Origin of the sequence: Amycolatopsis sp. GA6-003, from assembly GCF_046267895.1 — a bacterium.
Lineage (GTDB): Bacteria > Actinomycetota > Actinomycetes > Mycobacteriales > Pseudonocardiaceae > Amycolatopsis.
The window spans coordinates 6,116,685-6,142,390 of record NZ_CP176499.1 but is presented as its reverse complement, the minus strand read 5'-3'; the positions used below and the strand labels follow the sequence as shown (position 1 = coordinate 6,142,390).

At 70.0% G+C, this 25,706-nt stretch carries 25 protein-coding genes; 8 read left to right on the top strand and 17 right to left on the bottom strand.

Annotated features, from left to right (window positions below):
- Positions 1-22 precede the first annotated feature (22 nt).
- From modA to F9C12_RS27850, 3 genes are read right to left on the bottom strand one after another with little or no spacing between them, the layout of a single operon-like run.
- On the bottom strand, positions 23-823 hold the full coding sequence (gene modA / locus F9C12_RS27860) for a molybdate ABC transporter substrate-binding protein (RefSeq protein ID WP_409462322.1): 801 nt from the start codon (positions 821-823) through the stop codon (positions 23-25).
- Entirely contained in the window at positions 820-1,224 is a 405-nt protein-coding gene (locus tag F9C12_RS27855; protein WP_009083933.1) for a molybdopterin-binding protein, read from the bottom strand. Before F9C12_RS27855 ends, modA begins: the two co-directional genes overlap by 4 nt.
- Positions 1,225-1,257: 33 nt before the next feature.
- Positions 1,258-1,716, bottom strand: a complete 459-nt coding sequence (locus F9C12_RS27850) for a MarR family transcriptional regulator (RefSeq protein ID WP_409462321.1) — start codon at positions 1,714-1,716, stop codon at positions 1,258-1,260.
- An 86-nt stretch (positions 1,717-1,802) separates the two neighbouring features.
- Between F9C12_RS27850 and moaA the strand changes: the two genes are divergently transcribed.
- The 3 genes from moaA (at position 1,803) to F9C12_RS27835 (ending at position 4,445) form a co-directional block, all read left to right on the top strand.
- Positions 1,803-2,867: a GTP 3',8-cyclase MoaA gene (gene moaA, locus F9C12_RS27845; protein ID WP_409184734.1), complete on the top strand. Its 1,065-nt coding sequence runs from the start codon at positions 1,803-1,805 to the stop codon at positions 2,865-2,867.
- Between the two features lie 33 nt (positions 2,868-2,900).
- Positions 2,901-3,152 carry a MoaD/ThiS family protein gene (locus F9C12_RS27840; RefSeq protein WP_409462320.1) on the top strand — a complete coding sequence of 84 codons (252 nt, stop codon included), beginning with the start codon at positions 2,901-2,903 and terminating at the stop codon, positions 3,150-3,152.
- 663 nt (positions 3,153-3,815) lie between these two features.
- On the top strand, positions 3,816-4,445 hold the full coding sequence (locus tag F9C12_RS27835; RefSeq protein ID WP_409462319.1) for a transglycosylase family protein: 630 nt from the start codon (positions 3,816-3,818) through the stop codon (positions 4,443-4,445).
- A gap of 163 nt (positions 4,446-4,608) precedes the next feature.
- On the opposite strand, the gene F9C12_RS27830 is transcribed toward F9C12_RS27835, so the two are convergent.
- The 4 genes from F9C12_RS27830 to F9C12_RS27815 all read right to left on the bottom strand — a co-directional run bounded on the left by F9C12_RS27830 (position 4,609) and on the right by F9C12_RS27815 (position 7,731).
- On the bottom strand, positions 4,609-5,532 hold the full coding sequence (locus F9C12_RS27830) for a molybdenum cofactor biosynthesis protein MoaE (protein WP_409462318.1): 924 nt from the start codon (positions 5,530-5,532) through the stop codon (positions 4,609-4,611).
- Complete coding sequence (gene moaC / locus F9C12_RS27825; protein WP_409462317.1) at positions 5,529-5,999, bottom strand: cyclic pyranopterin monophosphate synthase MoaC; 471 nt, start codon at positions 5,997-5,999, stop codon at positions 5,529-5,531. Before moaC ends, F9C12_RS27830 begins: the two co-directional genes overlap by 4 nt.
- Before the next feature lie 10 nt (positions 6,000-6,009).
- On the bottom strand, positions 6,010-7,404 hold the full coding sequence (locus tag F9C12_RS27820; protein WP_409184730.1) for an NAD-dependent malic enzyme: 1,395 nt from the start codon (positions 7,402-7,404) through the stop codon (positions 6,010-6,012).
- 147 nt (positions 7,405-7,551) lie between these two features.
- Positions 7,552-7,731: a hypothetical protein gene (locus F9C12_RS27815; RefSeq protein ID WP_409184729.1), complete on the bottom strand. Its 180-nt coding sequence runs from the start codon at positions 7,729-7,731 to the stop codon at positions 7,552-7,554.
- Positions 7,732-7,823: 92 nt separating this feature from the next.
- Between F9C12_RS27815 and F9C12_RS27810 the strand changes: the two genes are divergently transcribed.
- A complete protein-coding gene (locus tag F9C12_RS27810) occupies positions 7,824-10,064 on the top strand; it encodes a helicase-associated domain-containing protein (protein WP_409462316.1) in 2,241 nt (746 codons plus the stop codon).
- A 41-nt stretch (positions 10,065-10,105) separates the two neighbouring features.
- On the opposite strand, the gene F9C12_RS27805 is transcribed toward F9C12_RS27810, so the two are convergent.
- The 6 genes from F9C12_RS27805 to F9C12_RS27780 all read right to left on the bottom strand — a co-directional run bounded on the left by F9C12_RS27805 (position 10,106) and on the right by F9C12_RS27780 (position 16,815).
- Positions 10,106-11,008, bottom strand: a complete 903-nt coding sequence (locus tag F9C12_RS27805; RefSeq protein ID WP_409462315.1) for a DUF742 domain-containing protein — start codon at positions 11,006-11,008, stop codon at positions 10,106-10,108.
- 3 nt (positions 11,009-11,011) lie between these two features.
- The gene (locus F9C12_RS27800) at positions 11,012-11,443 is read right to left on the bottom strand and encodes a roadblock/LC7 domain-containing protein (protein ID WP_009083953.1); all 432 of its coding nucleotides are present in this window, start codon (positions 11,441-11,443) and stop codon (positions 11,012-11,014) included.
- Between the two features lie 452 nt (positions 11,444-11,895).
- The gene (locus F9C12_RS27795) at positions 11,896-12,501 is read right to left on the bottom strand and encodes a GTP-binding protein (protein ID WP_009083957.1); all 606 of its coding nucleotides are present in this window, start codon (positions 12,499-12,501) and stop codon (positions 11,896-11,898) included.
- Positions 12,482-13,249, bottom strand: coding sequence for a DUF742 domain-containing protein (locus F9C12_RS27790; protein ID WP_409184726.1), 768 nt, complete (start codon positions 13,247-13,249; stop codon positions 12,482-12,484). The genes F9C12_RS27795 and F9C12_RS27790 overlap by 20 nt, the downstream gene beginning before the upstream one ends.
- A 27-nt stretch (positions 13,250-13,276) precedes the next feature.
- On the bottom strand, positions 13,277-13,753 hold the full coding sequence (locus tag F9C12_RS27785) for a roadblock/LC7 domain-containing protein (protein ID WP_369871052.1): 477 nt from the start codon (positions 13,751-13,753) through the stop codon (positions 13,277-13,279).
- Positions 13,750-16,815, bottom strand: coding sequence for a nitrate- and nitrite sensing domain-containing protein (locus tag F9C12_RS27780; RefSeq protein WP_409462314.1), 3,066 nt, complete (start codon positions 16,813-16,815; stop codon positions 13,750-13,752). The genes F9C12_RS27785 and F9C12_RS27780 overlap by 4 nt, the downstream gene beginning before the upstream one ends.
- A 699-nt stretch (positions 16,816-17,514) precedes the next feature.
- On the opposite strand from F9C12_RS27780, the gene F9C12_RS27775 reads away from it, so the two are divergent.
- The 4 genes from F9C12_RS27775 to F9C12_RS27760 are packed head-to-tail and all read left to right on the top strand — an operon-like array spanning position 17,515 to position 20,939.
- Positions 17,515-18,477: an ABC transporter substrate-binding protein gene (locus F9C12_RS27775; protein WP_409186868.1), complete on the top strand. Its 963-nt coding sequence runs from the start codon at positions 17,515-17,517 to the stop codon at positions 18,475-18,477.
- A 1-nt stretch (position 18,478) separates the two neighbouring features.
- Positions 18,479-19,246, top strand: coding sequence for an ABC transporter permease (locus F9C12_RS27770; protein WP_409184724.1), 768 nt, complete (start codon positions 18,479-18,481; stop codon positions 19,244-19,246).
- Positions 19,243-20,067: an ABC transporter permease gene (locus tag F9C12_RS27765; RefSeq protein ID WP_409462313.1), complete on the top strand. Its 825-nt coding sequence runs from the start codon at positions 19,243-19,245 to the stop codon at positions 20,065-20,067. The genes F9C12_RS27770 and F9C12_RS27765 overlap by 4 nt, the downstream gene beginning before the upstream one ends.
- Before the next feature lie 14 nt (positions 20,068-20,081).
- Positions 20,082-20,939: an ABC transporter ATP-binding protein gene (locus F9C12_RS27760; protein WP_409184722.1), complete on the top strand. Its 858-nt coding sequence runs from the start codon at positions 20,082-20,084 to the stop codon at positions 20,937-20,939.
- Here F9C12_RS27760 and F9C12_RS27755 read toward each other — a convergent pair whose 3' ends face one another.
- From F9C12_RS27755 to F9C12_RS27740, 4 genes are all read right to left on the bottom strand, one after another.
- Positions 20,940-21,653, bottom strand: a complete 714-nt coding sequence (locus F9C12_RS27755) for a hypothetical protein (protein WP_409462312.1) — start codon at positions 21,651-21,653, stop codon at positions 20,940-20,942.
- 91 nt (positions 21,654-21,744) lie between these two features.
- Complete coding sequence (locus tag F9C12_RS27750) at positions 21,745-22,962, bottom strand: acyl-CoA dehydrogenase family protein (protein WP_409462311.1); 1,218 nt, start codon at positions 22,960-22,962, stop codon at positions 21,745-21,747.
- A 100-nt stretch (positions 22,963-23,062) separates the two neighbouring features.
- Complete coding sequence (locus F9C12_RS27745) at positions 23,063-24,703, bottom strand: protease pro-enzyme activation domain-containing protein (protein WP_409462310.1); 1,641 nt, start codon at positions 24,701-24,703, stop codon at positions 23,063-23,065.
- A gap of 324 nt (positions 24,704-25,027) precedes the next feature.
- Positions 25,028-25,705 carry a copper homeostasis protein CutC gene (locus F9C12_RS27740; RefSeq protein ID WP_409462309.1) on the bottom strand — a complete coding sequence of 226 codons (678 nt, stop codon included), beginning with the start codon at positions 25,703-25,705 and terminating at the stop codon, positions 25,028-25,030.
- Position 25,706: the final 1 nt, after the last annotated feature.

Below are 25,706 nucleotides of genomic sequence, written 5' to 3'. Positions count from 1 at the left end.
TGGCGGCCGGGTCCCGGCCGCCTTACTTGCCAGGCCCAAAACCGACCTTGGCCAGTTCGGCCTTGCCCTGCGCCCCGAGGACGAAATCGGTGAACTGCTTCGCCAGCGCCGCCTGCGGAGCGTTCTTCACGACCGCGATCGGGTACTGGTTCACCGCGCCCGAGGACTCCGGGAAGTCGACCTTGTCCACCTTGCCCGCCGCCGACGTCGCGTCGGTGACGTACACCAGCCCAGCGTCGGCATCGCCCGACTGGACCTTGGCCAGCACCTGCTTGACGTTCGTCTCCTCGCTCACCGGCTTGAGCGCGGTCCCGGTGCTCTGCTCGACCTTCCGCGTCGCCGAACCGCACGGCACCTGCTGCGCGCACACGACCACGTTCAGCCCCGGCTTGGTGAGATCGGCGAAGGTCTTGACGCCCTTCGGGTTCCCCTTGGCCACGGCGATCGCGAGCTTGTTGGTGGCGAACACCGCCGGCTGGCCGTCGATGACGCCGTCCTGCACGGCCTTGTCCATGTTCTTCCGGTCCGCCGAGGCGAACACGTCGGCCTTGGCCCCGTTGTCCAGCTTCTGCACGAGCGCGGAGGAACCCTCGTAGTCGAAGGTGACCTTGACGCCCGGGTGCGCGGCCTCGAACTGCTTGCCCAGCGCGTTGAACGACTCGGTGAGCGAGGCCGCGGCGAACACGGTCAGCGTGCCGCTCGCGCCGCCGGCCGGAGCGGACGCGGAACCCGCACCCGGAGCGGAGCTGGGCTGGTCGCCGGAACTGCACGCACTAGCGAGAAGCGCGAGCGACGCGGCGCCGACGAGGGCGAGCTTCTTCATCTGGATCCTTCCGGGGTTTCCACCACGACGGTGGTCGCCTTGACCACGGCGACCGCGAGCACGCCTGGGCGCAGCCCGAGTTCGCGCACCGCCTCGGTGCTCATCAGTGACACCACCCGGTGCGCCCCGCACTGCAGTTCGACCTGCGCCATCACCTTGTCGGCGACGACCTCGGTGACGAGCCCGACGAAGCGGTTGCGGGCCGAGCGGCCGACCGCCGACGGATCGTCCGGTTCGGACGCTTGCGCCCGGGCGAACCCGGCGAGCTGGGCTCCGTCGACGACCTTGCGGCCCGCGGCGTCGTCCGTCGCGGTCAGCTGCCCCGCGCGAACCCACCGGCGGACGGTGTCGTCGCTTACGCCGAGCAGCCGGGCGGCCTCGGACAACCGAAATTGCGGCATGGCCGGAACATTATCCCCGCAGATGCGGAAAAGCTATGCGTGAGGCGCGTTTTCGCGTAACGCTTCGAGCATTGCGAACTGATAACGCCCGAGGACTTTCCGTTCCGCGGAAGCGAACTCCGCGAGCACCCCGGCGAGCCGCCGCTCGACCCGCGCGGAGACCGCGGCGAGCCGCTCCCGGCCGGCCGCGGTGATCGTCACGAGCACCTTCCGGCGGTCGGTGCGGTCGCGTTCGCGCAGCACCAGACCGGCCTTCTCGAGCCGGTCGAGCACACCGGTCACCGCACCCGTCGACAACCCGGTGAGCTGCCCGATCCGGCCTGGCGTAAGGGAATCCGCGGAGTGCCCGGCAAGTTCGAGAGCTTGCAGTTCGGTCGCGGAGAGCCCTTCGCGGGCGGCGTCGCGAGCGTGCTGGAGGACGAGGTGCGTGCGCAGCTGAGCCGCCAGCGCCGCGAAGTGAGTCAGCTCACTGTTCGTATCCGCGGTGCTCACCGAGTGCCTCCACATCGGAACCGAGGGTGGTTTCCAGGATTTTCGCAAGACTGCCTTCCGCGGCGCCGCAAGCTATCCTCAGCGTAATGACAGCAGTGCATCTCGGGTTTCCTCGCGTCCCCGGCAACCGAGGTCCGTCCGGCACGCCCCGGCCCGAGCACCCCGGTCTCGTCGATTCCTTCGGGCGCGTCGCGACCGACCTGCGAGTCTCCCTCACCGACCGGTGCAATCTGCGCTGCACGTACTGCATGCCGGCCGAGGGCCTCGACTGGATGCCGAGCGAGCAGGTGCTGACCGACGACGAGCTGGTCCGGCTGATGCGGATCGCGGTGGAGCTGCTCGGCGTCACCGACATCCGGCTGACCGGCGGCGAACCGCTGCTGCGCCCGGGGCTGGAAAAGATCGTCGAGCGGATCACCGCGCTCGAACCGCGCCCCCGGGTGTCCATGACCACCAACGGGATCGGGCTGGCCAAACGCGCCCCCGGCCTCGTCGCGGCCGGGCTCGACCGGATCAACGTGTCGCTGGACACCATCGACCGCGAGCGCTTCGCCGAGCTGACCCGCCGCGACCGGCTGCCACACGTGCTGGCCGGCCTCGCCGCCGCCCGCGACGCCGGGCTGTCGCCGGTCAAGATCAACTCCGTGCTGATGCGCGGCTACAACGAGCACGAGGCGGTGCCGCTGCTGCGGTTCTGCCTCGAAGAGGGCTATCACCTGCGGTTCATCGAGCAGATGCCGCTGGACGCGCAGCACGGCTGGAACCGCCGCGACATGATCACCGCCGAGGAGATCCTCGCGATGCTCGGCGAGGCCTTCACCCTCTCCCCGTTCCCGGCCCCGCGCGGCGGCGCGCCCGCCGAGCGCTGGCTGGTCGACGGCGGTCCGGGCGACGTGGGTGTGATCGCGTCGGTGACCAGGCCGTTCTGCTCCGCCTGCGAGCGCACCCGGCTGACCGCCGACGGCGCCGTCCGCTCCTGCCTCTTCTCGAACGACGAGACAGACCTGCGCGCCCTCGTGCGCGCGGGCGCGCGCGACGAGGAGGTGGCGGACGCGTGGCGGGCCACGATGTGGCGCAAGCTCGCGGGCCACGAGATCAACGAGGCCGGCTTCGCGCAGCCGATCCGGCCGATGAGCGCGATCGGCGGCTGAGCCATGACCTCTCCTTCGGTGCCCTCTTCCTCGATGACGGTCGTCGTCCGGTACTTCGCCTCGGCGCGGGCCGCGGCGGGAGCCGAGGAGGAGAAGGTGGAGCTGGCGGCGGGCGCGACGGTGGCCGACGCCGTCGAGGCGCTGCGCGAGCTGCACCCCGGGCAACTTTCCCGCGTTCTCGACGCGGCGAGCTTCCTGGTCAACGAGGTGGCGGTGCGCGATCGCGGCCGCGCGCTCAGTGACGGGGTCCGCCTGGACGTCCTCCCGCCGTTCGCCGGCGGATGAGCCGCCGGAAAGCCCCCGTTCACGCGGCTGAGCGCCGCGCTGGCCGCCGGAGCGCCGGTTCCCGGCCGATTGGTCCGGACCACGGCGAATGGCGGCACTGGCGCGCTGAGCGGCCGGCACGCTTTATCCCTACTCTCCGAAGCGTTTCGCTCACGGCGTATTTCCGCTGCTCAAAGAACCACTCGGCGGGCAGTGGCCGACAGTTGACGAGTGGTTTAGAGTGCCCGCCCTTATCTGCTGCGAATGGCCCCTTGACGCCTTATCGACGTGACCCAAGCCTCACGATCCGTGAAATATCTCGGCAAGAAAACGGGCAGATAACGACGCTCTGACCAGCGGAAACAGCCGGATCGAGGCAGGTTGCGTGCCGTTACTGTGACGTAGGTCACACCCCGAATGATTTCCGATCACGCCGCGAATTACGTACCGTCGCTTTTCGGTTGGCCCCGACCGACCACGCAACACCGGGAATCCGTAGCGCCCAGCTCTGTCCAACGGATCCCCGGACCCATACCCCGAGCGAAAGCATTTCCGGACAGAGACGAGGGGACGAAGACGGCGCGTCGTGCGACGTCCGCGTCAGCCGCCCGGCAACGGGCGGACGGGCTCCCAACCCGACCCGCAGCATCGTGCTCGTAGGCGCAGGAATCGAGAAGTTTTCAGATGTCTTACCGAGGCAAGCACCGCAAGATGTCCGCCGCCACCCGCACCATTGCCCGTGTCGCAGTCGCGGGTATCGCGGTCGGCGCCCCCCTCGCGATCGCCGCGACCCCCGCGTCGGCGACCAACTGGGACGCCATCGCGCAGTGCGAGAGCGGCGGCAACTGGAGCACCAACACCGGAAACGGCTACTACGGTGGCCTCCAGTTCACCCAGAGCACCTGGAAGGCCTACGGCGGCACCGGCAGCCCGCAGGGCGCGTCGCGTGAGCAGCAGATCGCTGTCGCCGAGCGCGTGATGCAGGGCCAGGGCCCCGGCGCGTGGCCGGTGTGCAGCAAGAAGGCCGGTTCCTCGGCCTCTTCGCACAAGGCGACCCCGAAGAAGAGCACCGCCACCAAGAAGAAGGCGACCCCGAAGAGCGTCGCCCCGAAGAAGGTGACCCAGCCGGTCGCCGCGCTGGTGGCGAACTCCAACCCGAACGGCGACTACACCGTCAAGGCTGGCGACACGCTCTCGAAGATCGCCAAGGAGCACAACATCCAGGGCGGCTACCAGAAGCTGCAGGACCTGAACAAGCAGTACGTGTCGAACCCGAACTTCATCGTGGTCGGCCAGAAGCTCGCCACCAAGTGAACCCTGGCCTCCTCGTGAGGCTGGTTCCGGCGCAGCGACTGCTGTGACAGAACGCCCGAAGGGCCCCACCGCGGCAAATCCCCTGGCGGTGGGGCCCTTCGTCGTCTCCGGGCTCGTGAGTGGCGATGCCGGTTAGAACCGGCATCGCCACTCACGACGAGAATCAGGGCGAGTTGACCCACTCGTCCGTGCCGTCGGTGAAGTGCTGGTGCTTCCACACCGGAAGCCGCGCCTTCACCTCGTCCACCAGCTCCGCGCACGCGGTGAACGCCTGGCCGCGGTGCTCGGCGGCGACCGCGCAGGCGAGCGCCACATCCCCGATCGTCAGCGCGCCGACCCGGTGGCTCACCGCCACCGCGCGTACGCCCTTCCAGCGCGCCGCCAGGTCGTTGACCACCTCGGCGAGCACGTCCCGGGCCGTCGGGTGGCCCTCGTAGGTCAGATCGCGCACGCCCTTGCCGCCGTCGTGGTCGCGGACCACGCCGGAGAACGTGACCACGGCGCCCGCCGCGTCGTCCTCCACCAGGCGCGCGTGTTCTTCCACCGACAGCGGCTGGTCGCTCACCTCCGCCCGCAGGATCCGGACCGCGGGACCCGATGGCGCGGCCTCGCGCGGGTGGTCTCCCCCGGCCAGCTGGTCCACCGCGTGCTCGAGAATGTCCGCCAAGACCCGCAGACCGTCCTTCACGCCGCCGCTCGACCCCGGAAGGTTCACCACGAGGGTCCGGCCCGCGACCCCGGCCACGCCGCGCGACAGGACCGCGGTGGGCACCTTCGGCAGCCCGGCCGCGCGGATCGCGTCCGCGACCCCGGGCAGCTCGTAGTCCAGCACCGCGCGGGTGACGTCCGGGGTCCGGTCGGTCGGCGAGATGCCGGTGCCACCGGTCGTGAGGATCACCTGGACGCCGTCGGACACCGCGGCCCGCAGCGCGACGCCCACCGGGTCGCCGTCCTCGACGACGACCGGCGGCGGGACGTCGTAGCCCCGGTCGGCCAGCCAGGCGACGAGCACCGGGCCGGTCTTGTCCTCGTAGACGCCTCGCGCGGCGCGATTCGACGCGACGATGACGCGCGCGGTCTTGGTCATGGCCGCTCCCAGGTCCCGGTCTTGCCGCCGTCCTTGCGGAGCAGCCGCACGTTGTCGAGCGTCGCGGCCGGGTCGACGGCCTTGATCATGTCGTGCAGCGTCAGCCCGGCGACCGCGACGGCGGTGAGCGCCTCCATCTCGACCCCGGTGACGTCCTTGGTCTTGGCCGTCGCGCTGATGTGCACGGCGGCCTCGGCCAGTTCGAACTCCACCTTGACCCCGGACAGCGCGATCTGGTGGCACAACGGGATCAGCTCGGGCACCCGCTTGGCGCCCATGATCCCGGCGATCCGCGCGGTCGCCAGCGCGTCGCCCTTGGGAAGGCCGTTGGCCGAAAGCAGGCCGACGACCTCCGCCGTGGTGTGGACGGTCCCGCCGGCCAGCGCGGTGCGCGCGGACGCGGTCTTGCCGGAGACGTCGACCATCCGGGCGGCGCCGGACTCGTCGACATGGCTGAGTTCACTCACGCCCGCGAGGCTACTGCCCGCGTTCCGCCCGCACCGCGTTGCGCACCGCTTCCGCGACCGCCGGGGCCACCGCGCTGTCGAACACGCTCGGCACGATGAACGACGCGTTGAGCTTGCCGTTGTCCACCACGTCGGCGATCGCGTCGGCGGCGGCCAGCAGCATGTTGTCGTCGATGTTGTGCGCGGCGGCGTCGAGCAGGCCGCGGAAGACGCCGGGGAAGGCCAGGACGTTGTTGATCTGGTTCGGGAAGTCGCTGCGGCCGGTGGCGACGACCGCGGCGTGCTTCTGCGCCTCCAGCGGGTCGATCTCCGGGTCCGGGTTGGCCAGCGCGAAGACGACCGCGTCGTCGTTCATCGTGGCGACCTGCTCCGCGCCGAAGAGGTTCGGGGCCGAGACGCCGATGAAGACGTCCGCGCCGACCAGCGCGTCGTGCAGCGTGCCGGACTTGCCGTCCTTGTTCGTGTGCTCGGCGATCCAGGTCAGGTTGTCGTCGAGGTTGCCGCGGTCGGGATAGACGATGCCGTCGATGTCGGCGGCCACGATGTCGCCCGGGTTCTTGCGCAGCAGCAGGCGGATGATCGCGGACCCGGCCGCGCCGACGCCGCTGACCACGATCTTGCAGTCCTCGATGTTCTTCCCGACCACGCGCAGCGCGTTGCGCAGCGCGGCGACCACGACGATCGCAGTGCCGTGCTGGTCGTCGTGGAAGACCGGGATGTCCAGCTGCTCGCGCAGCCGCTTCTCGATTTCGAAGCAGCGCGGCGCGGCGATGTCCTCGAGGTTGATGCCCGCGTACACCGGCGCGAGCGCCTTCGCGATCATGATGATCTCTTCGGTGTCCTGGGTGTCCAGGCAGACCGGCCACGCGTCGACGCCGGCGAACTTCTTGAACAGCGCCGCCTTGCCCTCCATCACCGGCAGCGCGGCGGCCGGGCCGATGTTGCCGAGGCCGAGCACGGCGGAGCCGTCGGTGAGCACCGCGACGGTGTTGCGCTTGATGGTCAGCCGGCGCGCGTCCTCGGGGTTCGCCGCGATCGCCTGGCACACCCGGGCGACGCCGGGCGTGTACGCGCGGGAGAGGTCGTCGCGGTTGCGGAGCGCGACCTTGGGGCTGACCTCGATCTTGCCGCCGAGGTGGATCAGGAACGTCCGGTCCGAGACCTTGCGCACCCGCACGCCGGGCAGCGAATCGAGCGCCTGGGTGATGTCCTGCGCGTGGTTTTCCGACAGCGCGTTGGCGCTGATGTCGACCACGATCATGTCCGCGTGCGATTCGACGACGTCGAACGCCGTCAGCACGCCGCCTACGCGGCCGACCGCGGTGGTGAGATCACCCGCGGCCGTGGACGAGGCCGGGGCCTCGACCCGGACGGTGATCGAATACCCGGGACCGGGAACCGGCATGACACGTACTCCCCGCAGGTGGTGTGGGTTCGGACGGCTCGAATCTAGTCCGGTGACCCGCGCCACCCGACCCCAACCGGGTGACTGACCAGTAACTTCAGGTTCGGGGGCGCCGCCCGCGCGACGCTCCCGAACGCGGTCCGCAGGTCAGCGGTTGATCTCGGTCTCCGGGTGCACGTAGGGCACCGTGTCGAGGGGGAAGGTCAGGTCGCCGAACGGCGAAAGCGCCCCCTGCCGGTCCGAGGACAGCTCGGTGACCGGGTGCTCGCCCGGTTCGCCCGGCCACGTCGGGTCGATGCCCTTGCTCTGCTTGTCGCCCTTCGCCACTGCTTCCTCCGAGGCCCTCGTCCGGCAAACTCGCACACAGTCTGCCCGAACACCGCTCGTGCGCGCGCACCCGCCCGGTATCCTGGGTGTCTATGCCCGCGACCTCTCTGGCGGACTGGCTGCGTGCGGAGTCCGACGACGCACTCGCCGAACTGCTGCGCACGCGTCGCGATCTGTCCACCCCTCCTCCGTCCGACACCACCGTGCTCGCCACCCGCGCGGGCACCCCGGGGTCGGTCGCCCGCGCCTGCGAAGACCTCGACACGTTCACCCTCGCGGTGCTGGACGCGCTGCTGGTCGCCGGCGCCGACGCCGAGCCGACGCCGGTGTCCGCGGTGACCGCGCTGGTCGGCCGGGACGTCAGCGAACCGCTCGCCCGGCTGCGTGCCCGCGCGCTCGTCTGGGGCACCGACGACGAACTGCGCGTGCCTCCCGCGGCCCGCGACGCACTCGGGCCGTTCCCCGCCGGGCTCGGCGCGTCGTCGCCCGCGCTGGCCGCCACCGACATCGCCGCGCGGCTTGCGGAGGTCGGCGACGACGAGCGGGCCGTGCTCACCGCGCTGGCCGCCGGACCGCCGATCGGCCGCACCCGGGACGCGAGCTTCGACGTCGGGCTGTCCGACGCGGCCACCCCGGTGCAGAAGCTGCTCGCGCGCGGCCTGCTGCTGCGCCGGGACGACCAGACCGTCGAACTGCCCCGCGAACTCGGCCTGCTGCTGCGCGGCGGGCTCGCCTTCGAACCGGACACGCTGGTCGAGCCGGAGCTGCCCGTCCATCCACATCGGACGGACACAGTGGACGAAACCGCGGCCGGCGAAGCGATGGAGTTGTTGCGGCAGACGGAATCCCTCCTGCGGATGTGGTCGGATTCGCCGCCGCCGGTGCTCAAGGCGGGCGGCCTCGGCGTGCGCGAGCTGAAGAAGGTCGCCAAGGATCTCGAGGTCGACGAAACGCGCGCGACGCTGCTCGTGGAGCTGGTCGTCGGCGCGGGACTCGTCGCGGACAGCGAAAACACCGCCCCGGAATACGTGCCCACCATGCTCACCGACAGCTGGCTCGCGTCGCCGTCGGTGCAGCGGTGGATGACGCTCGCGCAGGCGTGGCTGGAACTTCCGCGGCTGCCCGGGCTCGCCGGGGGCCGGGACGCGAAAGACAAGCCGATCGCGCCGTTGTCCGAGGAGTTGCGACGGCCGCTCGCGCCGGTTTCGCGACACCGCGTGCTTTCCGCGCTGGCTGAGCTGAATCCGGGCGCGGGCGTGAAAAGCGTCGACGAGCTGGTGGCTGTGCTGGCTTGGCGCGCGCCCCGGCGAGGCGGCCGGCTGCGCGACGAAACCGTCCGCTGGACGATGTCCGAGGCGACGGCGCTGGGCCTGGTCGGTCTCGGCGCCCTCACCACCGCCACGCGACTGCTGCTGGAGGACGACCGCTCCGGCGCGGTCGAGGCGATGCACGACGCGCTGCCCGCGCCGGTCGACCACGTGCTGGTGCAGGCAGACCTGACGGTCGTCGCGCCCGGCCCGCTGGAACCGGAGCTGGCGGCGGACATGGCCGCGGTCGCGGACGTCGAATCCGCCGGGCACGCAACGGTTTACCGGGTCACCGAGCCTTCGGTGCGCCGCGCGCTCGACACCGGACGGACCGCGGACGAGCTGCACGCGATGTTCCGCAACAAGTCCGCGACCCCGGTGCCGCAAGGCCTCACGTACCTGATCGACGACGTCGCCCGCCGCCACGGCCGCCTCCGCGGCGGCACCGCGGGATCGTTCCTGCGCTGCGACGACGAGGCGCTGCTCGCCGAGGTGCTCGCGAACCCGGTGGCCGCGGAGTACGACCTGCGAATGATCGCGCCGACGGTGCTGATCAGCTCCGCGCCCTTGGCGGAGGTACTGGAAGCCTTGCGCGGCGCGGGTTTCGCCCCCGCGGCGGAAGGCCCGGACGGCCGGGTAGTCGACCTGCGCCCCACCGGACGCCGCCTCCCCGCCCGCACCCGGTCCGCCCGCGCCCGGCCCGGCGAACAGGCCGTGCTGACCGACGAACAGGCGGCGCGGATCGTGTCGAACCTCCGGGCCGGAGACCAAGCTTCGGCCCGACGGCGAGGTTCGACGGTGCGTGCGCCGGGCGGCGGAGGCGCGGACACAACGGCGACACTCGACCTGCTGTCCCGCGCGACGCTCGAACAACGCGAGGTCTGGATCGGCTTCGTCGACTCCCGTGGCACGGCCAGCCAACGCGTCGTGCGGCCGTTGCGGGTCGGTGGCGGGGTGCTGGAGGGCGCGAACCACGAGCGGTATCCGTTGCACCGCATCACTTCCGCCGCACTGGTCGAAGACTGACTTCTGTCCTCGGACCTGGCACGCAGCCGGAAACCCAGCCGTCAGAGGTTGCGCAGCCCCTGCAGCACCCGCTCCATGAACTCCCTCGACGAGCGATCGCCCAGCACCAGATCGGTCTGGTGCAGCATGACCAGCCCGATGTCCGCCATGTCGCCCACCAAGACCTTCACCACTCCGAGCGGCAGGTGCAGGTGCGCGGCGATCTCCGCGACCGACCGGGTGTCCAGGCACAGATCGCAGATCCGCCGGTGCTCGATCGAGCGCACCCCGCGGTAGCGGCGGCCCTCGTCGCTGGTGGAGACCAGGGCCTCGAGCGCGAGGTTGTGGTCCGAGTGGGTCCGGCCGCGGGTGCGCGCGTACGGCCGTACCCGCGACTTCGTCGGCTGGGCGGGCGGTTCCGGCTGCGCGGGCTCCTCACCGGACCAGAACCGGTCCAGTTCGGACACTCCGGACGCCGGTCCCGGATCGGAGTATGAGGGCTCTTCGGCCAGCGCGTGCCTGCTGCGGGTGGCCTGTTCGACGTGCTGGCGCTGGTAGGCCGAGCCCTGCGGCACCACGCGGTCGTCCGGTCCGGGCGAACCGGCGTATTCGTCGAACGAGTACGGGTCGTGCGCCGCGGGGCGGGCGGGCGGCTCTTCCCAGCGGTGGCTTGCCCGCGGCTCTTCCCAGTAACCGGATTCGCCGTCCTCGACCCATTCGTAGCCGTCGTCCCAGCTCTCCTCCCGCACCGGCGCGGGCGGCGGGGCCACCGGACGCGGCGCGGGCTCCGGACGCTGGGCATGCCGCGAAGCAGGAGGCGTGGACCGGGGCTGCCGATGCGGCAGCCGCAGGCTCAGCGAACTCAGCTCGTACCGGCTCGGCGAGTCGAACGACTCCCGCTCCGTGCCTTTGTGGAGGGCGTCCCAGGCACCCGTGTCCTGGTCTCCGAAACCCGAGATCTTCATCGGCTACCCCAGCACCCCGCCGCCCTGCAACTGCGCGCGCAGCTCCGGCGTGATCTGCTCGCCGACCCGCTCGACCAGCAGGGTCATCTCGTACGCGACGGTCCCGATGTCGCACGTCGGCGCGGCGAGCACGGCCAGGCAGGACCCGTCGGAGACGGACATCAGGAAGAGATACCCGCGCTCCATCTCGACCACGGTCTGGTTCACGCCGCCCGCCTCGAAGCACCGCGCCGCGCCCTGGGTCAGGCTGATCAGTCCGGACGCCACCGCGGAGAGCTGCTCGGCGCGCTCCTGCGGCAGTCCCTCCGACGGCGCGAGCATCAGTCCGTCCGCCGAGACCAGCACCGCGTGCGCGGCGCCCGGGACCCGGCGCACGAAATCCGAGATCAGCCAGCTGAACGTGCCCTGGTCCGCTGGCCGGTCGGAATCGGTCACTGCCCCTCCAAGCTCCTCGAACGCTGCCGGACGCCCGTTCCCCGCACTCGGACCCATCCTCGCCCGGCCGCGGTGAAGTCGTCGTTCCAGCGTATTCACGCACCCGGTCGTGTCGAGCGGGTGCCCGGGCACGGTACGTGTCTGCCGGATGTAACGTCGCGCGAACGCATGCACAACCACGCATTCGCGGGTCACTCGGTGGTGGCGGCGGCCACCGTGCGCAGCAGGATGTCCGTGCAGGTCACCGCCGGTCCGAGCCCCGATCAGGGGCCGTCGGCCTCGGCCGCGAGGGGACGGGACTGCTCAGCCGCCCCGCTCGGAGGCACCACTCCCCGAAGCGGGTGAAGCCCGTGGAGTTCACTCCAACGGCCGCACCCGCACCGGGGTGTTACGGGAATCTGGGAGTCGGCGGACGCCTCCTTCGCAGCCGGCGACGGGGACACCAGGCGGGACTAGCCCGCCCGCAAAGCCGTGTCGTGCGCGATCGCGTGCTGCACGACGGAGATCAGCACCTGCTTCGCCGACTCCCGCTCCCGCGCGTCGCACGCCATGATCGGCACCGACGGCGAGATGGTGAGCGCGTGCCGCACGTCCTCGATCTGGTGGTGCAGCAGCCGGTCGAAGCAGTTGATCGCCACGACGTAGGGCAGCTTCCGGTTCTCGAAGAAGTCGATGGACGGGAACGCGTCCGCGAGCCGGCGCGTGTCCACCAGCACGACCGCGCCGATCGCGCCGACGGCGAGGTCGTCCCACATGAACCAGAACCGGTGCTGGCCCGGCGTACCGAACACGTACAGCACCAGGTCGGAGTCGAGCGAGATCCGGCCGAAGTCCATGGCCACCGTGGTGGTCGACTTGTTCGGCGTGGCCGACACGTCGTCGTGGCCCACGCTGGCCTCGGTCATCATGGCCTCGGTGGTCAGCGGGTCGATCTCGGAGATCGCCCCGACCAGAGTCGTCTTGCCCGAACCGAACCCACCCGCGACCACGATCTTGGCCGACGAGGTCGGACCCGTATGCGGTGTGTTCGCGTCGGAGTCAAATTCTCCGAAGCCCACTGAGCACCCTTTCCATGAACTCGATACTGGGGCGGTCGCCCGAATTCGTGCTGCTGCTCGTGTGCACGAGCACCAGGCCGAGGCCCGCCACGTCACCAATCAGCACCCGCACCACGCCGAGCGGCAGCCGCAGCAGCGCGGCCACCTCGGCGACCGACCGGGTGTCGAGGCACAGGTCGCAGATCGACCGGTGCTCCGGCACGCGGACGCGGTCGAGCACCCGGCCCTGTTCGCTCGTCGACACCAGAGCCTCGATCGCGAGGTCGTAGGTCGGCTTCGTGCGCCCGCGGGTGCGGAAGTAAGGCCGGACCAGCCCGGAGGTCTCCACCTCGGCGGGCTCGTCCGCGTACTCTCCGGCCGCCTGCATCGGCAGCGCGGCGGCCAGCTCGTTCGAGGACGGTCCGGGCGACCCGTCGCGTTCGGCGCTGAACGCGGCGAACTCGGCCGAGTCGTACAGCGGTCCGCTCGCGCCGCCGAACAGCTCCGAACCGGGTCCGCCGAGCAGCCGCTCGCGGTACCCGGGCACCGCGGTGATGCCCGGCTGCTGCCCGGCGTTGGAATCGGTCAGCCAGTTCGGAGGTTCCCGCACCGGCTCGGAATCCGCGGCTTGGACGTCCCTCGAACGCCATTCGCGGTCGACCCGGTCCCGGAAGGACTTCCAGTCCTCCCGGCTGCCGTCCCGATCGCCCCAGCCGCCGGTGTGCTCGTCACCGAGCCTGCCGTCGCCGCGCAAGCGCCCGTCGTCCACGGTTTACTCCTGTAGTCCTAGGCCCGCCTAGCGACGGACCGCAGCGCCCTGCAGTTGTGCCCGCATCTCCGGTGTCAGCTGCTGGCCGACCCGTTCGACCAGCAGAGTCATCTCGTACACCACCAAGCCGATGTCGCTTTCCGGCGAGCCCAGCACCGCGAGGCACGAGCCGTCGGACACCGACATCAGGAAGAGGAATCCGTTCGCCATCTCGACCACGGTCTGCGCGACCGGGCCGCCTTCGAACACCTTCGCCGCCCCGCGCGCGAGGCTGGTCAGCCCCGAGGCGACGGCCGCCAGCTGGTCCGCCCGGTCCTTCGGCAGCCCGCGCGAAGACGCGAGCAGCAGACCGTCGGCCGAGACGACCACCGCGTGCGCCGCACCGGGCACCCGGTGGACGAAGTCCGTGATCAGCCACGCGAAGCTGCTCGCCGCGCTGCCGCCGGCCTGCCTGCCGTTCGGCTGCACCGAGCCGCCTCCCGGCTGCACTCCCGCCCGTGTCACTCTCGCTCCTCACTGCTGTCGCTCACATACCCGGCCCCGGTGACGCGAACCCCGTCGTCGTCGAGCCGGGCTTCCGGCGGCCGCTCCTTCAGCGCGTGCCTGCCGGACTTGTACCCACGCTGGAAGCTTGCCATCCGGCTGCGGGCAGCCGTCGCCGAGCGGGTGATGGCGCCCGTCCCGGGCATTCCGGCGGTCGCGTCGGTGAACGAGTTCTGCTGCTGCGCCGGTTCCGGCGCGTTCCCGATCGAGCCGGGGACCAGGTACGCGTTGGGCACGCGCTTGGGCAGCCCGGCGGGCGTGATCTCCTCGTTCTTGGACTCGAGCAGCGACTGCGCCGCCTGCCAGCCCTCGTCGGAGACGCTGTGCCAGCTGTCGTCTTCCGGCTCGTCGGAACCGGGGTAGAGCGGCGTCGATTCGAGCGCCCGTTCCCGCGGCTCGGCCGGAGTTTCCTCCTGCTCGCCGACGGGGGCCTCGGCGGTGTCCGGCTCCGCCGCGGCGGACGGCGGCGTTCCCGTGCCGGGGTCGCTGTCCTCGCCCTCGCTGAACCAGCGCGACAGCACCGACTGGTAGATCGGCAGCCGCCGGGTGGGGACGTCGTCCTCGAGCGCGGCGGAACCGTCCGGCTCGGCGGGCGGCTGTTCCTTCGGCGCTTCCGGCGCGACGTACTTCGGCTCCCGCTTCGGCAGCACCAGCGGCGGGAATTCGGTCTGCGCCAGGCTCGCGCCCTCGCCGTAGGACTCGCGGGTGAGCGGCGCGAGATCCTCGGCGGTCGGCCACGCCGGGGCTTCCGAAGCGGGCGTCGCCGGGCTGAGGAACGGACCGGCCGCGCGGTTGCCCGCGACGAGGTCGTCGAGGCTGATCGGCTGGTCGAGCGGGACCAGGCCGCCGTTCTCGGACGCTCCGCCGGAGTTCGCCGAATTCGCCGAGCCCATCGCCTCGGTCAGTTCGGCGGACGAGGGCGGCGGCGCGAGCGGAAGCGGGTTCGACGGCTCCGGATCGCGGTTGACCGGCGGGAGGCTCGGGTGCGAGACCTCGTTGCGGTTCGGCGGCGGCGGGGTGTTCCGCATCGTCGGCGAAACGGTCCGGACCTGGGTGAGCAGCTCGGCCGGGACCACGACGCGGGCGATCACGCCGCCTTCGATGTCCTCGTTCTCGCGCAGCCGCACCTCGATGCCGTGCCGCTGGGCCAGCCGCGCGACCACGTACAGACCCATCCGCCGGGTCACCGACACGTCCAGGTCCGGCGGGTCGGCGAGGCGCTCGTTGACCTCGGCCAGGCGCTCCTCGCTCATGCCGACGCCGTGGTCGGTGACCTGGATCGCCAGCGCCTTCTTGCGCGTGATGACCGCGCGGACGGTGATCTTGGTTTCCGGTTCGGAGAAATAGGTCGCGTTGTCGAGCAGTTCCGCGAGCACGTGCACGAGGTCGTGGATCGCGAGGCCCTGCACCGCGACCTCGGGCACGATGCCGATCTCGATCCGGGCGTACTGCTCGATCTCCGACACCGCCGCGCCGATCACGTCGGCCGCCGGCACCGGCTTGGGCACCGACTTCGCGAGGCCCGCGCCCGAAAGCACCAGCAGCGATTCGCCGTTCCGGCGCAACCGGGTGGCCAGGTGGTCGAGTTCGAACAGGCTCGCGAGATGGTCCGGGTCCTGCTCGTCGGCCTCGAGCCGGTCGATCACGCCGAGCTGGCGTTCCACCAGCCGCTGCGACCGCCGGGACAGGTTCACGAAGATGCCGTTGACGTTCTCGCGCAGCAATGCCTGTTCGGCGGCCATCTTGACCGCCTGCTCGTGCACCACGTCGAACGAGCGCGCCACTTCGCCGATCTCGTCGCGGGTGAGGACCGGCACCGGGTCGACCGCCTTCTTCGAGGCGTTGACCGGGTCCGGGTCGTCGAGGATGGCCTGCACGGTTTCCGGCAGCCGGGTGTAGGCGACTTCCAGCGCGGTCTTCCGCAGCACCCGCAGCGGGCGCAGCATCAGCCGGGCGATGACGAGCATCAGCATCAGCGCGGCGACCAGCGCGGCGAGGACGATGACGCCGCCGACCCACGCCGACCGCACCGCGTTGCTGGCCAGTTCGTCGGCCTGCGCGCGCAGCTGGGTCAGCAGGTTGACCTCGACCGCGCGCAGTTTGTCCGCGGCGACGGTCGAGTCCTGGCCGAGTTTGGTGCCGTCGAGGTTGAGCGGCTGGCTCTGCTGGGCGAAGGAGAACGCCTGTGTCTGCAACCGCCGACGCTCGTCGACCTCGGGTCCGGAGTAGGTGTCGTTGTAGAGCTGGACCTGGTCGCCGGTGGCGTTGGCGAGGAACGCGGTGATCGACGCGTCGCCGCTGGCCTCGGCGGCCCGGGTCTCGTCGATCAGGTTGCCGGGGAAGCCGTCGCGGAACGCGGCGATCTGCAGCGCGGAGTCGCCGCGGAGGATGAACTCCTTCGCCTCGCTGATCGACTGTGTGCTCGTGCCGAGGCGGAGCAGGTCGCGGTCGGTCGTCGCGGTGGAGACCTCGCGGCCGAGCTGGATCAGCGAGTCGAGCACCGAAGAATAGGTGTCGAGCACCGCGCGGTCGGAGTAGGCCGACGTGGTCATCGCCGCGCGCAGCGGGCGCAGCGCGTCGAGGCGCTGGAGGCCGTGCGCGTAGCGGTCGCTGGCCGCCTGGTCGTCGCTTTCGAGGTTGACCGCGGCGTTGCGCAGGTCGTCGACGTCGCGGTCGACCTTGGCCATCTGCGCGTCGAGGCCGGTCTGGCGCAGCGGGTCGCCTGAGGAGATCCGGACCACGGCCAGCGCGCGCTCGCGCTGCAGGTCGTGCACCACCGCGGTGACCTTCTCGGCGAAGGCGACCTGGTTGGCGGTGTGGTTGAGGTCGACCGCCGACCGCACGTCGTCGACCACGCGCAGCACGCCGAGCACCAGCGCGGTGACCGTGGGGATGAGGAGAATGAGCGCGAGCTTGGACCGCAATCGCCAGTTGCCGAGCGCGAGCCAGGACCGCTGCTGCGCGGTTCCCGCGTTGTCCTGAGCGGAGGCCTCCCCTGCCCCCGCGGTGTCTTCGTTCGGCACCGCCGCACCACCGTCCGGGCCCGAGGGGCCCGTTGATTCCGAACCTGCCGTGCTCGTGGCCACTACGCGCACGCTCCCGGCAGGTGATCCGCCACCTGAGTGGTCTGGACCGCGCCCCGGACTGTTACACCCTTCCGAGTGAAAAGATCGACTTCGCGGTGCGGCTGCCCGTCGCCTCGGGCGCGGAATCGGTTCAGGTCTGGCATGACGTTCGGTCCCCGCACGTGGTCGATCTCTTAGTCCGTTCGGCCGAGGCCACCCTGCGCCGGCTCGTCGCCGGCGTGCGCGGAGAGCCTTTTCCCAAGTCGCGCTCTCACTACATCGGTGGTCCACACCTCACATTGCAGGAGCAGAGGGTAGCGAACGCCTGGCCCATTTGTAACCCTCCAGAAGTTGCCCGGAGAGCACCCAGGCAGCGGATCAAGGCCTAGCGGGCACCCACGGGTCGTTCGCTTACCCCGACATACCAGCGGATTCGATCACCTGATCGAGTGATCAGTACCACTTCTGAATCGTATATGAACACCCATTGTGAGTGATCGTCCTGGTTCTCTACAGTAGCCGCGTGACTCCGGACAATGAGCCACCTTCCCCCCGCGTCCATGCCAGACGCGGGCCCATTTGCTAGGAGCGACCTTGTTTGATGAAGCGGTGAGCGGCCGGCGCAGTTACGGCAGGCGCGGGTTCCTGTCGCTCGCGATGGCGGGCGGTGTCGCGATGACCGCCAGCGGCTGCGGCTTGCTGGGCGGATCGGACAGTTCAAGCAGTTCGAACGGCGGCTCCGGGGTCGAGAAGACCAAGATCAAGGTCTCGATCATGCCGACGATCGACGTGGTGCCCTTCCACCTCGCGGTCCAGAACGGCTACTTCAAGAACGAGGGGCTCGAGGTCGAAGCCGTCGACGCGGCCAGCGGTGACGCGTCGCTGCAGAAGCTGCAGGCGGGCGAGGTCGACATCGCCTACGCGAGCTACACGCCGTTCTTCATCGCCAAGAGCAAGGGCGCCGCGGACATCAAGCTCGTCGCCGACGCCTCTTCGGCCGGTCCGAAGAGCACCGAGGTCGTCGCGATGCCGAACAGCAACATCAAGAACGTGCACGACCTGGCGGGCAAGCGGATCGCGATCACCGCCACCAACACGATTTGCGACACCCTGACCAAGTCGGTCATGCGCGACAACGGCGTGCCCTTCAACGACGTGAAGTGGGTTTCGCTGCGGTTCCCGGACATCGGCCCCGCGGTCAAGCGCGGCGACGTCGACGCGGGCTTCCTCACCGAGCCGTTCATCACGCAGTCGGCGAAGGTCAACGGCACCGTCGAGGTCATCGACACCGCGTCCGGCGGCACCAAGGACTTCCCGACCGCGGGCTACGGTTCGCTCGGCAAGTTCACCGACGCCAACCCGAAGACGGTCGCCGCGTTCCAGCGCGCGATGCTGCGCGCCACCAAGGAATCGGCCGACCGCTCCAAGATCGAGCCGCTGATGATCCAGTTCTCGAAGGTGGACGAGGCGACCGCGAAGCTCACCACGCTGCTCACCTTCCAGTCCACTTTGGACGCCCGGCGCATCCAGCGCGTGCCGGACCTGCTGCAGCAGTTCGGTTCCATCCAGTCGAAGATCGACGTGCAGTCGATGATCGTCCCGCAGGCGAACGCGTCCTGACGTGCGCCTCGTCCGGAACCTGACCGGCCTGCTCGGCTTCCTCCTGATCTGGGAGGCGGTCGTGCGGGCCGGTCTGATCGACCAGAACGACCTTCCCCCGCCGACCGTCGTGTTCGCCCGGATCGGCGAACTGCTCGGCGACGTCGACTTCGTCCGCGACGTGATCGCCTCGGTGCTCGCGTGGCTGATCGCGCTGCTCATCTCGATCGCCATCGCGGTGCCCGCTGGTCTGCTGCTAGGCAGCATCCGCTGGCTGCGCGACGCGACCAAGGCGATCGTCGAATTCCTGCGGCCGATCCCTTCCGTGGCACTGATTCCGCTGGTGCTGATCGTCGTCGGCGGCGGTCCGGAAGCGAAGATCACGCTGGCCGTGTACGCGGCGGTGTGGCCGATTCTCTTCAACACCATCTACGCGCTGGCTGAGATCGATCCGCTGCTGCTGGAAACCGCGCGCACGTACGGAACTCCGCGTGCGCGAGTGCTGACCTCGGTCGCGCTGCCGCACGCCGCGCCGTTCGTGTTCACCGGGATCCGGCTGTCCGCGGCGATTTCGCTGATCCTGGTGATCAGCACGGAATTCCTCGCCGGGGCGAAACTCGGCATCGGGCAGTTCGTGCTCGAAGCCAGTTCCGGACCGGGCCGGATGGACCTGGTGCTCGCCGGAACGGTCATCGCCGGGATCCTCGGCTTCCTCGTGAACGAGGGCCTGGAACGCCTTGGCCACCGGCTGTTCCGCTGGAGCAACGCCGTCGAAGGAGCCGCCGCGTGAGCGTGGTCGAGAAGCCGTCCACCGTGACGCGCCGGGTGGGCCGCGGCCTCGGCGGGTTCGCCCGCAAGTGGCTGCTGTTCGTGATCGCGGTGGTGCTGTGGGAGATCGCGACCCAGCTGAGCCAGAGCGTGTTCTTCCCGCCGCCGTCGAAGATCGCCGCCGCGGCCGCGAAACTGTGGTTCTCCGGGCCGGCTTCGCAGCTGTTCCTCGGCGACCCGGTGTTCGACCACATCCTGCCGAGCCTCGGCCGGGTGCTCGGCGGCTGGCTGCTGGCGGTGGCGATCGGCGTCGCGCTCGGCACCGCGCTGGGCCGCTCGCGCACCGGAATGGATTACGTGGGGCCGCTTTTCGCGTTCTTCCGCGCCATCCCGCCGCCCGCGCTGGTGCCGGTGTTCATCATCCTGTTCGGCATCGGGCCGGGCATGCAGACCGCGACGATCATTTTCGGTTCGCTGTGGCCGGTTCTGCTCAACACCGTGGACGGCGTCCGCTCGGTCGACAAGGTCAAGGTGGAGACGGCGCGCGCGTTCCGCACGCCGAAGCGGTACTGGATCGGGCTGGTCGTGCTGCCCTCGGCGCTGCCGAAGATCTTCGCCGGGCTGCGGCTGTCGCTCTCGATCGCGCTGATCCTGATGGCGATCTCCGAACTGGTGGGGGCGCTCAACGGCATCGGCTACGCGCTGCTCGCCGCCCAGCGTTCGTACGACTTCGACCAGATGTGGGCGTGGATCGTGCTGCTGGGCATCCTCGGGTACGGGTTCAACGCCGCGCTGCTCGGCATCGAACGCCGGGTGCTCGGCTGGCAGCCCGGCCGGAACTAGGAAGGTTTCCCGTTATGTCGACCATGCTCGAGGTCTCCGGCCTCAGCCACCGCTACGGCAGCGGCGAGTCCGCGCACGTCGCGGTCAACGAACTGTCGTTCACGGTGGAGACCGGGCAGCTGGCGTGCATCGTCGGCCCGTCCGGCTGCGGCAAGTCCACTTTGCTGCGCGCGATCGCCGGCCTGATCCCGCCGACCGCGGGCACGGTGAGCCTGCACGGCGACCGCGTCACCTCGGTCCCGGACGATCTCGCCGTGGTGTTCCAGGACTACAGCCGTTCCCTGTTCCCGTGGCTGTCGGTCGCGAAGAACGTGGAATTCCCGCTGCGCTGGAGCAAACTCGACAAGGCGACCCGGCGCGCCCGGGCCGCCGAAGCACTCGAGGCGGTCGGCCTGTCCGGCGCGGTGAACAAGTACCCGTGGCAGCTGTCCGGCGGCATGCAGCAGCGGGTGTCGATCGCCCGCGCGCTGGCGAGCCGTCCGGCGCTGCTGCTGATGGACGAGCCGTTCGCCTCGGTGGACGCCCAGACGCGCTTCGAGCTGGAGGACCTGCTGCGCCGGGTCCAGGTCGAGCAAGGCACGACGGTTTTGCTGGTGACGCACGACATCGACGAGAGCGTGTACCTGGGCGACCGGGTACTGGTGCTGTCGAAGTCGCCCGCGCGGATCGTGGCGGACCTGAAGGTGGACCTGCCCGCCCAGCGAGACCAGATCACCACGCGGGAATCGGCGGAATTCGTTTCCCTGCGCGGCGAAGTGGCCCGGCTGCTGCACGGCCCGGCAGTGCAGGCAGCGGCGGATCTGGCCGAGCAGGAGGCGGCGGAGGCTGCTGCTTCCGAGGCTTCGGAAGCGGTCGTTTCGGAGAAGAAGTAGTCACAGCTTCGGGAACCAGACCGAGACGTCCGCGAGAGCGTCGAGGGTGCCGGGATCCAGGTGCCCGGCAACGGTTTCCGTCTCGGCGACCACCATCGTCCGGTTGTCCACTCTGGACTGGAAGTGGTGGCCGGAGAAGTTCACGTCCGCGAGGCGGAGCAGGGTGGCGGTGAGGGGTTTGATGTCCCCGCTGCCCTGCACCTCCTCGATCTTCTCGCAGCCTTCGGCGTCGGTTTTCTTCGGAAACCCCACGCGGGCAATGGAAATCACCGCGGCGTTGCCGTGCCCATCGCCGACGGCGAAGAGGGTGCGGTCCAATGAGGTGCAGCGGTGTTCCGCGAGATAGTCGCGAACGCGGTCGGTCGAGTTCAGCAGGCAGTCGATCTCGTGTTTCGCCGCTTGCTTGAGCTGTTTGAGCTTGAACCGGCTGAAGGTCTCGTCCTTGCGGCCGTGTTTCGCGGACTTCTTGCCCTCGGCTTTGCGCGTCTCGAGGCTGCGGCCGGGCAGGGAATCCGCGACGTCACCGGCGAGGTTGCCCGGCAAGGCCTCCACTGCGCCGGATCCCACGCTCGCCGCACCGCCGAGTCCGGCCGCGGTTCCGCCGCCGACGGCAGCGACGACCGCCACTCCGGCCACGAAGACCTTTGCCCCGCCGCCCTCGTTGATCGGGATTACTGTCCCGTCCTCAAGCGTCCGGAATTTCTGCTTCGCCACTCGCTGCCCCTCCCCTGGACACCAAGACCGAAGCGGTCAAGATAGCCCCTGAGCAGCGAAAACTCACCCGGTTCCGGCCGGGTTCACCCATTCAGCCCTTAGCCCGCGAATCCGGTCCGGTCTCGTCCGGACCGATCTCCGGGAGCGTCCGCACGCCCAGCACGTTGGCCCCCACCAGCTTCCGGGTCGCCAGGTTCCCCATCGGCATGAACGTGCTCGCCTGCACGTCCCGCCACATGCGCTCGAACGGCAGCGCCTTCGTGTAGGACATCCCGCCCAGCGCGTCGACCAGCCGCTGCATCACCTGGACCGCGTTGTTCGCCGCCGTGTACTTCACGACCGCGCTGCGGGCCACGCCGTCCTGGACGTCTCCGGTGAACAGTCGACGGCTCGTCACCTCGTCGGCCTGGCGGTAGATCAGCGCGCGGGAGGCTTCCAGCAGGATCTGGCATTCGCCGATCACGTCCTGCAGCACCGGGTCCTCGGCCTTGCCGCGTTCGATCAGCGTCCGCACGGTCCAGTCCAGCGCCCCCGCCGCGATTCCCGTGTAGACCGCGGAGAACGCGGGCATCGCCCAGGCCCACACGGTTTCCAGCACCCGCGCGTCGAGATGCTTCACCGGCAGCGAGTGCACGACCGCCGCGTCCTCGACGAACACCTTGTCCAGTTCGACGTCGTTGCTCTGGGTGCCGCGCATTCCCATGGTGTTCCACGTATGGTGGATCGTGACGCCCGGCTGGTCCAGCGCGATCTGGCACAACAACAGCCGCGGGCCGCCGTCGGCTTCCTCGTAGCGGGCGGTGGTCGAGCAGTGGGTGGCGACCGCCGAGTTGGTCGCGAAGCTCTTGCGGCCGGTCAGTTCGAAGCCGCCCTCGACTCGGACCGCGCGGGTCTTCGCGTCCGTCATGTCGTTGCGCAGGCCCGTTTCGCTGGTGATCGACGCCCAGACCAGTTCGCCGTCCACCGCTTTGCGCAGCAGTTCCGCCAGCCGGGGAGCCTTCGTGCGCCGCCAGACGCTCGCCCACTGTCCCAGCGGCGACAGGTGCATGGTGAACGCCAGCGCGGTCGCGCCGTCGCCCATCGCCAGCCGTTCCAGCACCGGCAGGATTTCCGGCAGCCCGGCCCCCGAGCCGCCCAGTTCCTCCGGGACCGACAGCCGGAGGAAGCCCGCCTCCCGCAGGTCGTCGTAGTTCTGGTGCGGGAAGGTGTTGTCCCGGTCGTGCTCGGCCGCGCGCTCGGCGAAAATGTCCGCGAGCTTGGCGGCGCGGTCGACGAGGGCCTGCTGCTTCGGCGTCAGGAGAGGCTGCACCCGGCCATCAAAACAGCGTCCCGGATCTTGGTCAATCGGCCGAACGCTCGTGAGCGGCGATCCCGGTTAGAACCGTGATCGCCGCTCACGACGCGTGCGTTCAGCCGATCAGTGTGGACAGTCCGGAACCGTTGAACGAGCCCCAGCCGGTCGTCTGGTCGTAGCCCTTGCCGGCGGAGAAGCCGGTGGTGCCGTTGAAGGTGTTGTTGCCGGTGGTCACGTCGTGGAAGCCGGTGCCGTACGAGGAACCGTTGCCGATGCTGTAGAACTTCGCGTTCAGGTTGCCGAGGCCGCCCTTGTGGACTTCGTTCTGCAGCGCGGCGAAGCCCGCCCACAGCGGAGCCGCGCCCGAGGTGCCCCACACATTCCCGGTCTGTCCGCCGGAAATGATCGTGTACGCCGAACCCTGCGCGGCGTCCCCGGCGACGTCCGGGACCTTGCGCTTGGTCGTGCTCTGCTTCGACTGCCACGACGGCGCGGCGAAGATCGTCGAGATGCCACCGCCGCCGGCACCGCCGGAAGCGCCGTCATTCCACGTCGTCTCGCTGCTGTAGCCGTTCGACGAGGTCACCGACAGCTGCGTGCCGCCGACGCCGGAGACGTTCGGGCTCGACGCCGGGAAGTCCACGGCCTGCGCCTTGCTGCCGGTCTGCCGGGCGCAGTCGGTGGTGCCGTCGTCGCCCGCCGCGGCGAAGTAGCTGATGCCCTCCGCGGTGCCGGTCGCGAGCGCCTTGTCGACGCTGTTGGCCGCCGCCGAGCCTTCCGCCGCCTCGCAGGAGCCCCACGAGATCGAAACGACGCTGACCTTCTTGTCCGACGCGATCTTCTGGTACATCGCCAGCTCGCCCGCGTTGGAGTTCGGGGCCTCGTACACGTAGTCGTTCGCCGGCGCGGCGAGCGCGTGCACGACCTCGATGTCCAGGTCGACCTCGGTTTCGCCGTCGCCGGGGCTGGAGTCGTAGTTGGCTCCGTTGACCGAAACCGTGCTGACCGTGCCCGCCTTGAGGCCGTACTTCGTGTCGTACGCGGTGATGTCGGACTTCTTGTAGCCGTCGAACTCCACGAAGCCGACGTTCACGCCCGCGCCGGTGGCGGACATGCCGCTGGTGCCGTAGGCGGTTTTGAGCACGGCTGGGGTCACCGGCTTGACCGTGCGCGGCGCCTGCTGCGGCTTGGCGTGGTGCTTCACCGCGTGGTTGTCGAGGCCGACGACCGAATCGACCACGGCGGACACCGAAGCGGGCAATTCCGGCGCGGTGTCGTTCGCGTAGAACTTCCGGCCGGTGACGGTGTCGGTGTAATTGCCAATCCGCGTATGGAAGGCGGATTCCAGCTGTCCGGCAGTTGCCGAGAAGGTGATCGCCTGGCGGTTTCCGGAAACCTCGATATCCCGCGCGCCGCTGCGCTTGAGGAAATTCACCGCCTGCTCCGCCTCGGCCTGCGTTGGGCCGAATGCCGCGGTGAACTGCTCCGGAGAGAGGAAGCGGCGGTACTGCGGCGAAGCCGGGTCCTGCACGTCGGCGAGGAAGCGGGACAGCGCCTGCTGGTTGTGCAGTTTGAGGGACAGAGCGGCGGGAATCTGCTGCTCAGCGGCGACATCGCCGGACCGCGCGCTGGCGGCGAGCGGTGCGGCGTTGCCGGGAAGGGCGACCAGCGGGTCGGCGTTCGCGACGCCGGCCACGGACAGGCACAGCAACGCCGGCAGCGGAACCGCGGCGGCGACGAGCTTGCGCAAGCGCATGAGAATTCCTCTCGAGAGGCGGGGACCGGGCCGGTAAATCGCGGTACCGACCCGTATCCCGACCCTAAAAAACCCCTCGAACCAAAGAAACCTACTTTTGGCTGACCTTCTCGCGGTTGGTTTGTTTTCCACTTGCGCTATTAATGACTGATTCCCGCCGCGATGTCCCGGCGAATCCGGAAACCATCGGAGGTCGCGAGGCGGAAGCCGCGGACATTCCGGACCCCTTGCGCGCACACGCGCATTGTGCTCGTCAAGCGAAGAAGGGAACCTTGCCGGAATCGGAATTCCCGGCGAGGTTCCCTTCCGCGATGGACTGGCGGATCAGCCTTTGACGAGTTCGGCCCACTCGCGCACGGCCGCCGCGTCGACCGGAGCGTCCCAACCGGACGGACGCACCGCGCCGCCCACGTGAAAACCGCGCACCCCGCCGGCACGCAGCAAATGCACCTGCTGCGCCCGCAGCCCGCCGCCGACCAGCAGCGCCGGGCCGTCGGTCCGCCGCGCGAGCTGCTGCAGCACCGACAGTCCACTCGCGACCCCGTTCGCGTGTCCCGCCGCCAGCACGGTGTCGCAGCCGAGCTCGGCCAGCACGTCGTACGCGGCGATCGGGTCGCGCGAACGGTCGATGGCGCGGTGGAACGTCCACGGCCGCCCGTCGATCTCCTTCAGCAGCGCGCGGCACGCGTCGGCGTCGACCTCGCCGTCCTCGGTCAGGAAGCCGAACACGAACTCCCGCGCGCCCGCGGACACCAGCCGAGCCGCCGAAGCACGCAGTTCGTCGATCGCGCGGGCGTCGAAAGTGTTCTCCGCGCGCAGCATCACGCGCACCGGCAAATCAGTGGCGGCGAGCACCTCGCGCACCGTCGCCTCGCTCGGGGTGAGCCCGTCGCTGGCCATGTCGGAGACCAGTTCGAGCCGGTCCGCTCCGCCCTCTTGCGCCCGCTCCGCGTCCCGCGCGCCCAGCGCGATCACTTCCAGCAGGGCGGTGTTCGAACTCATG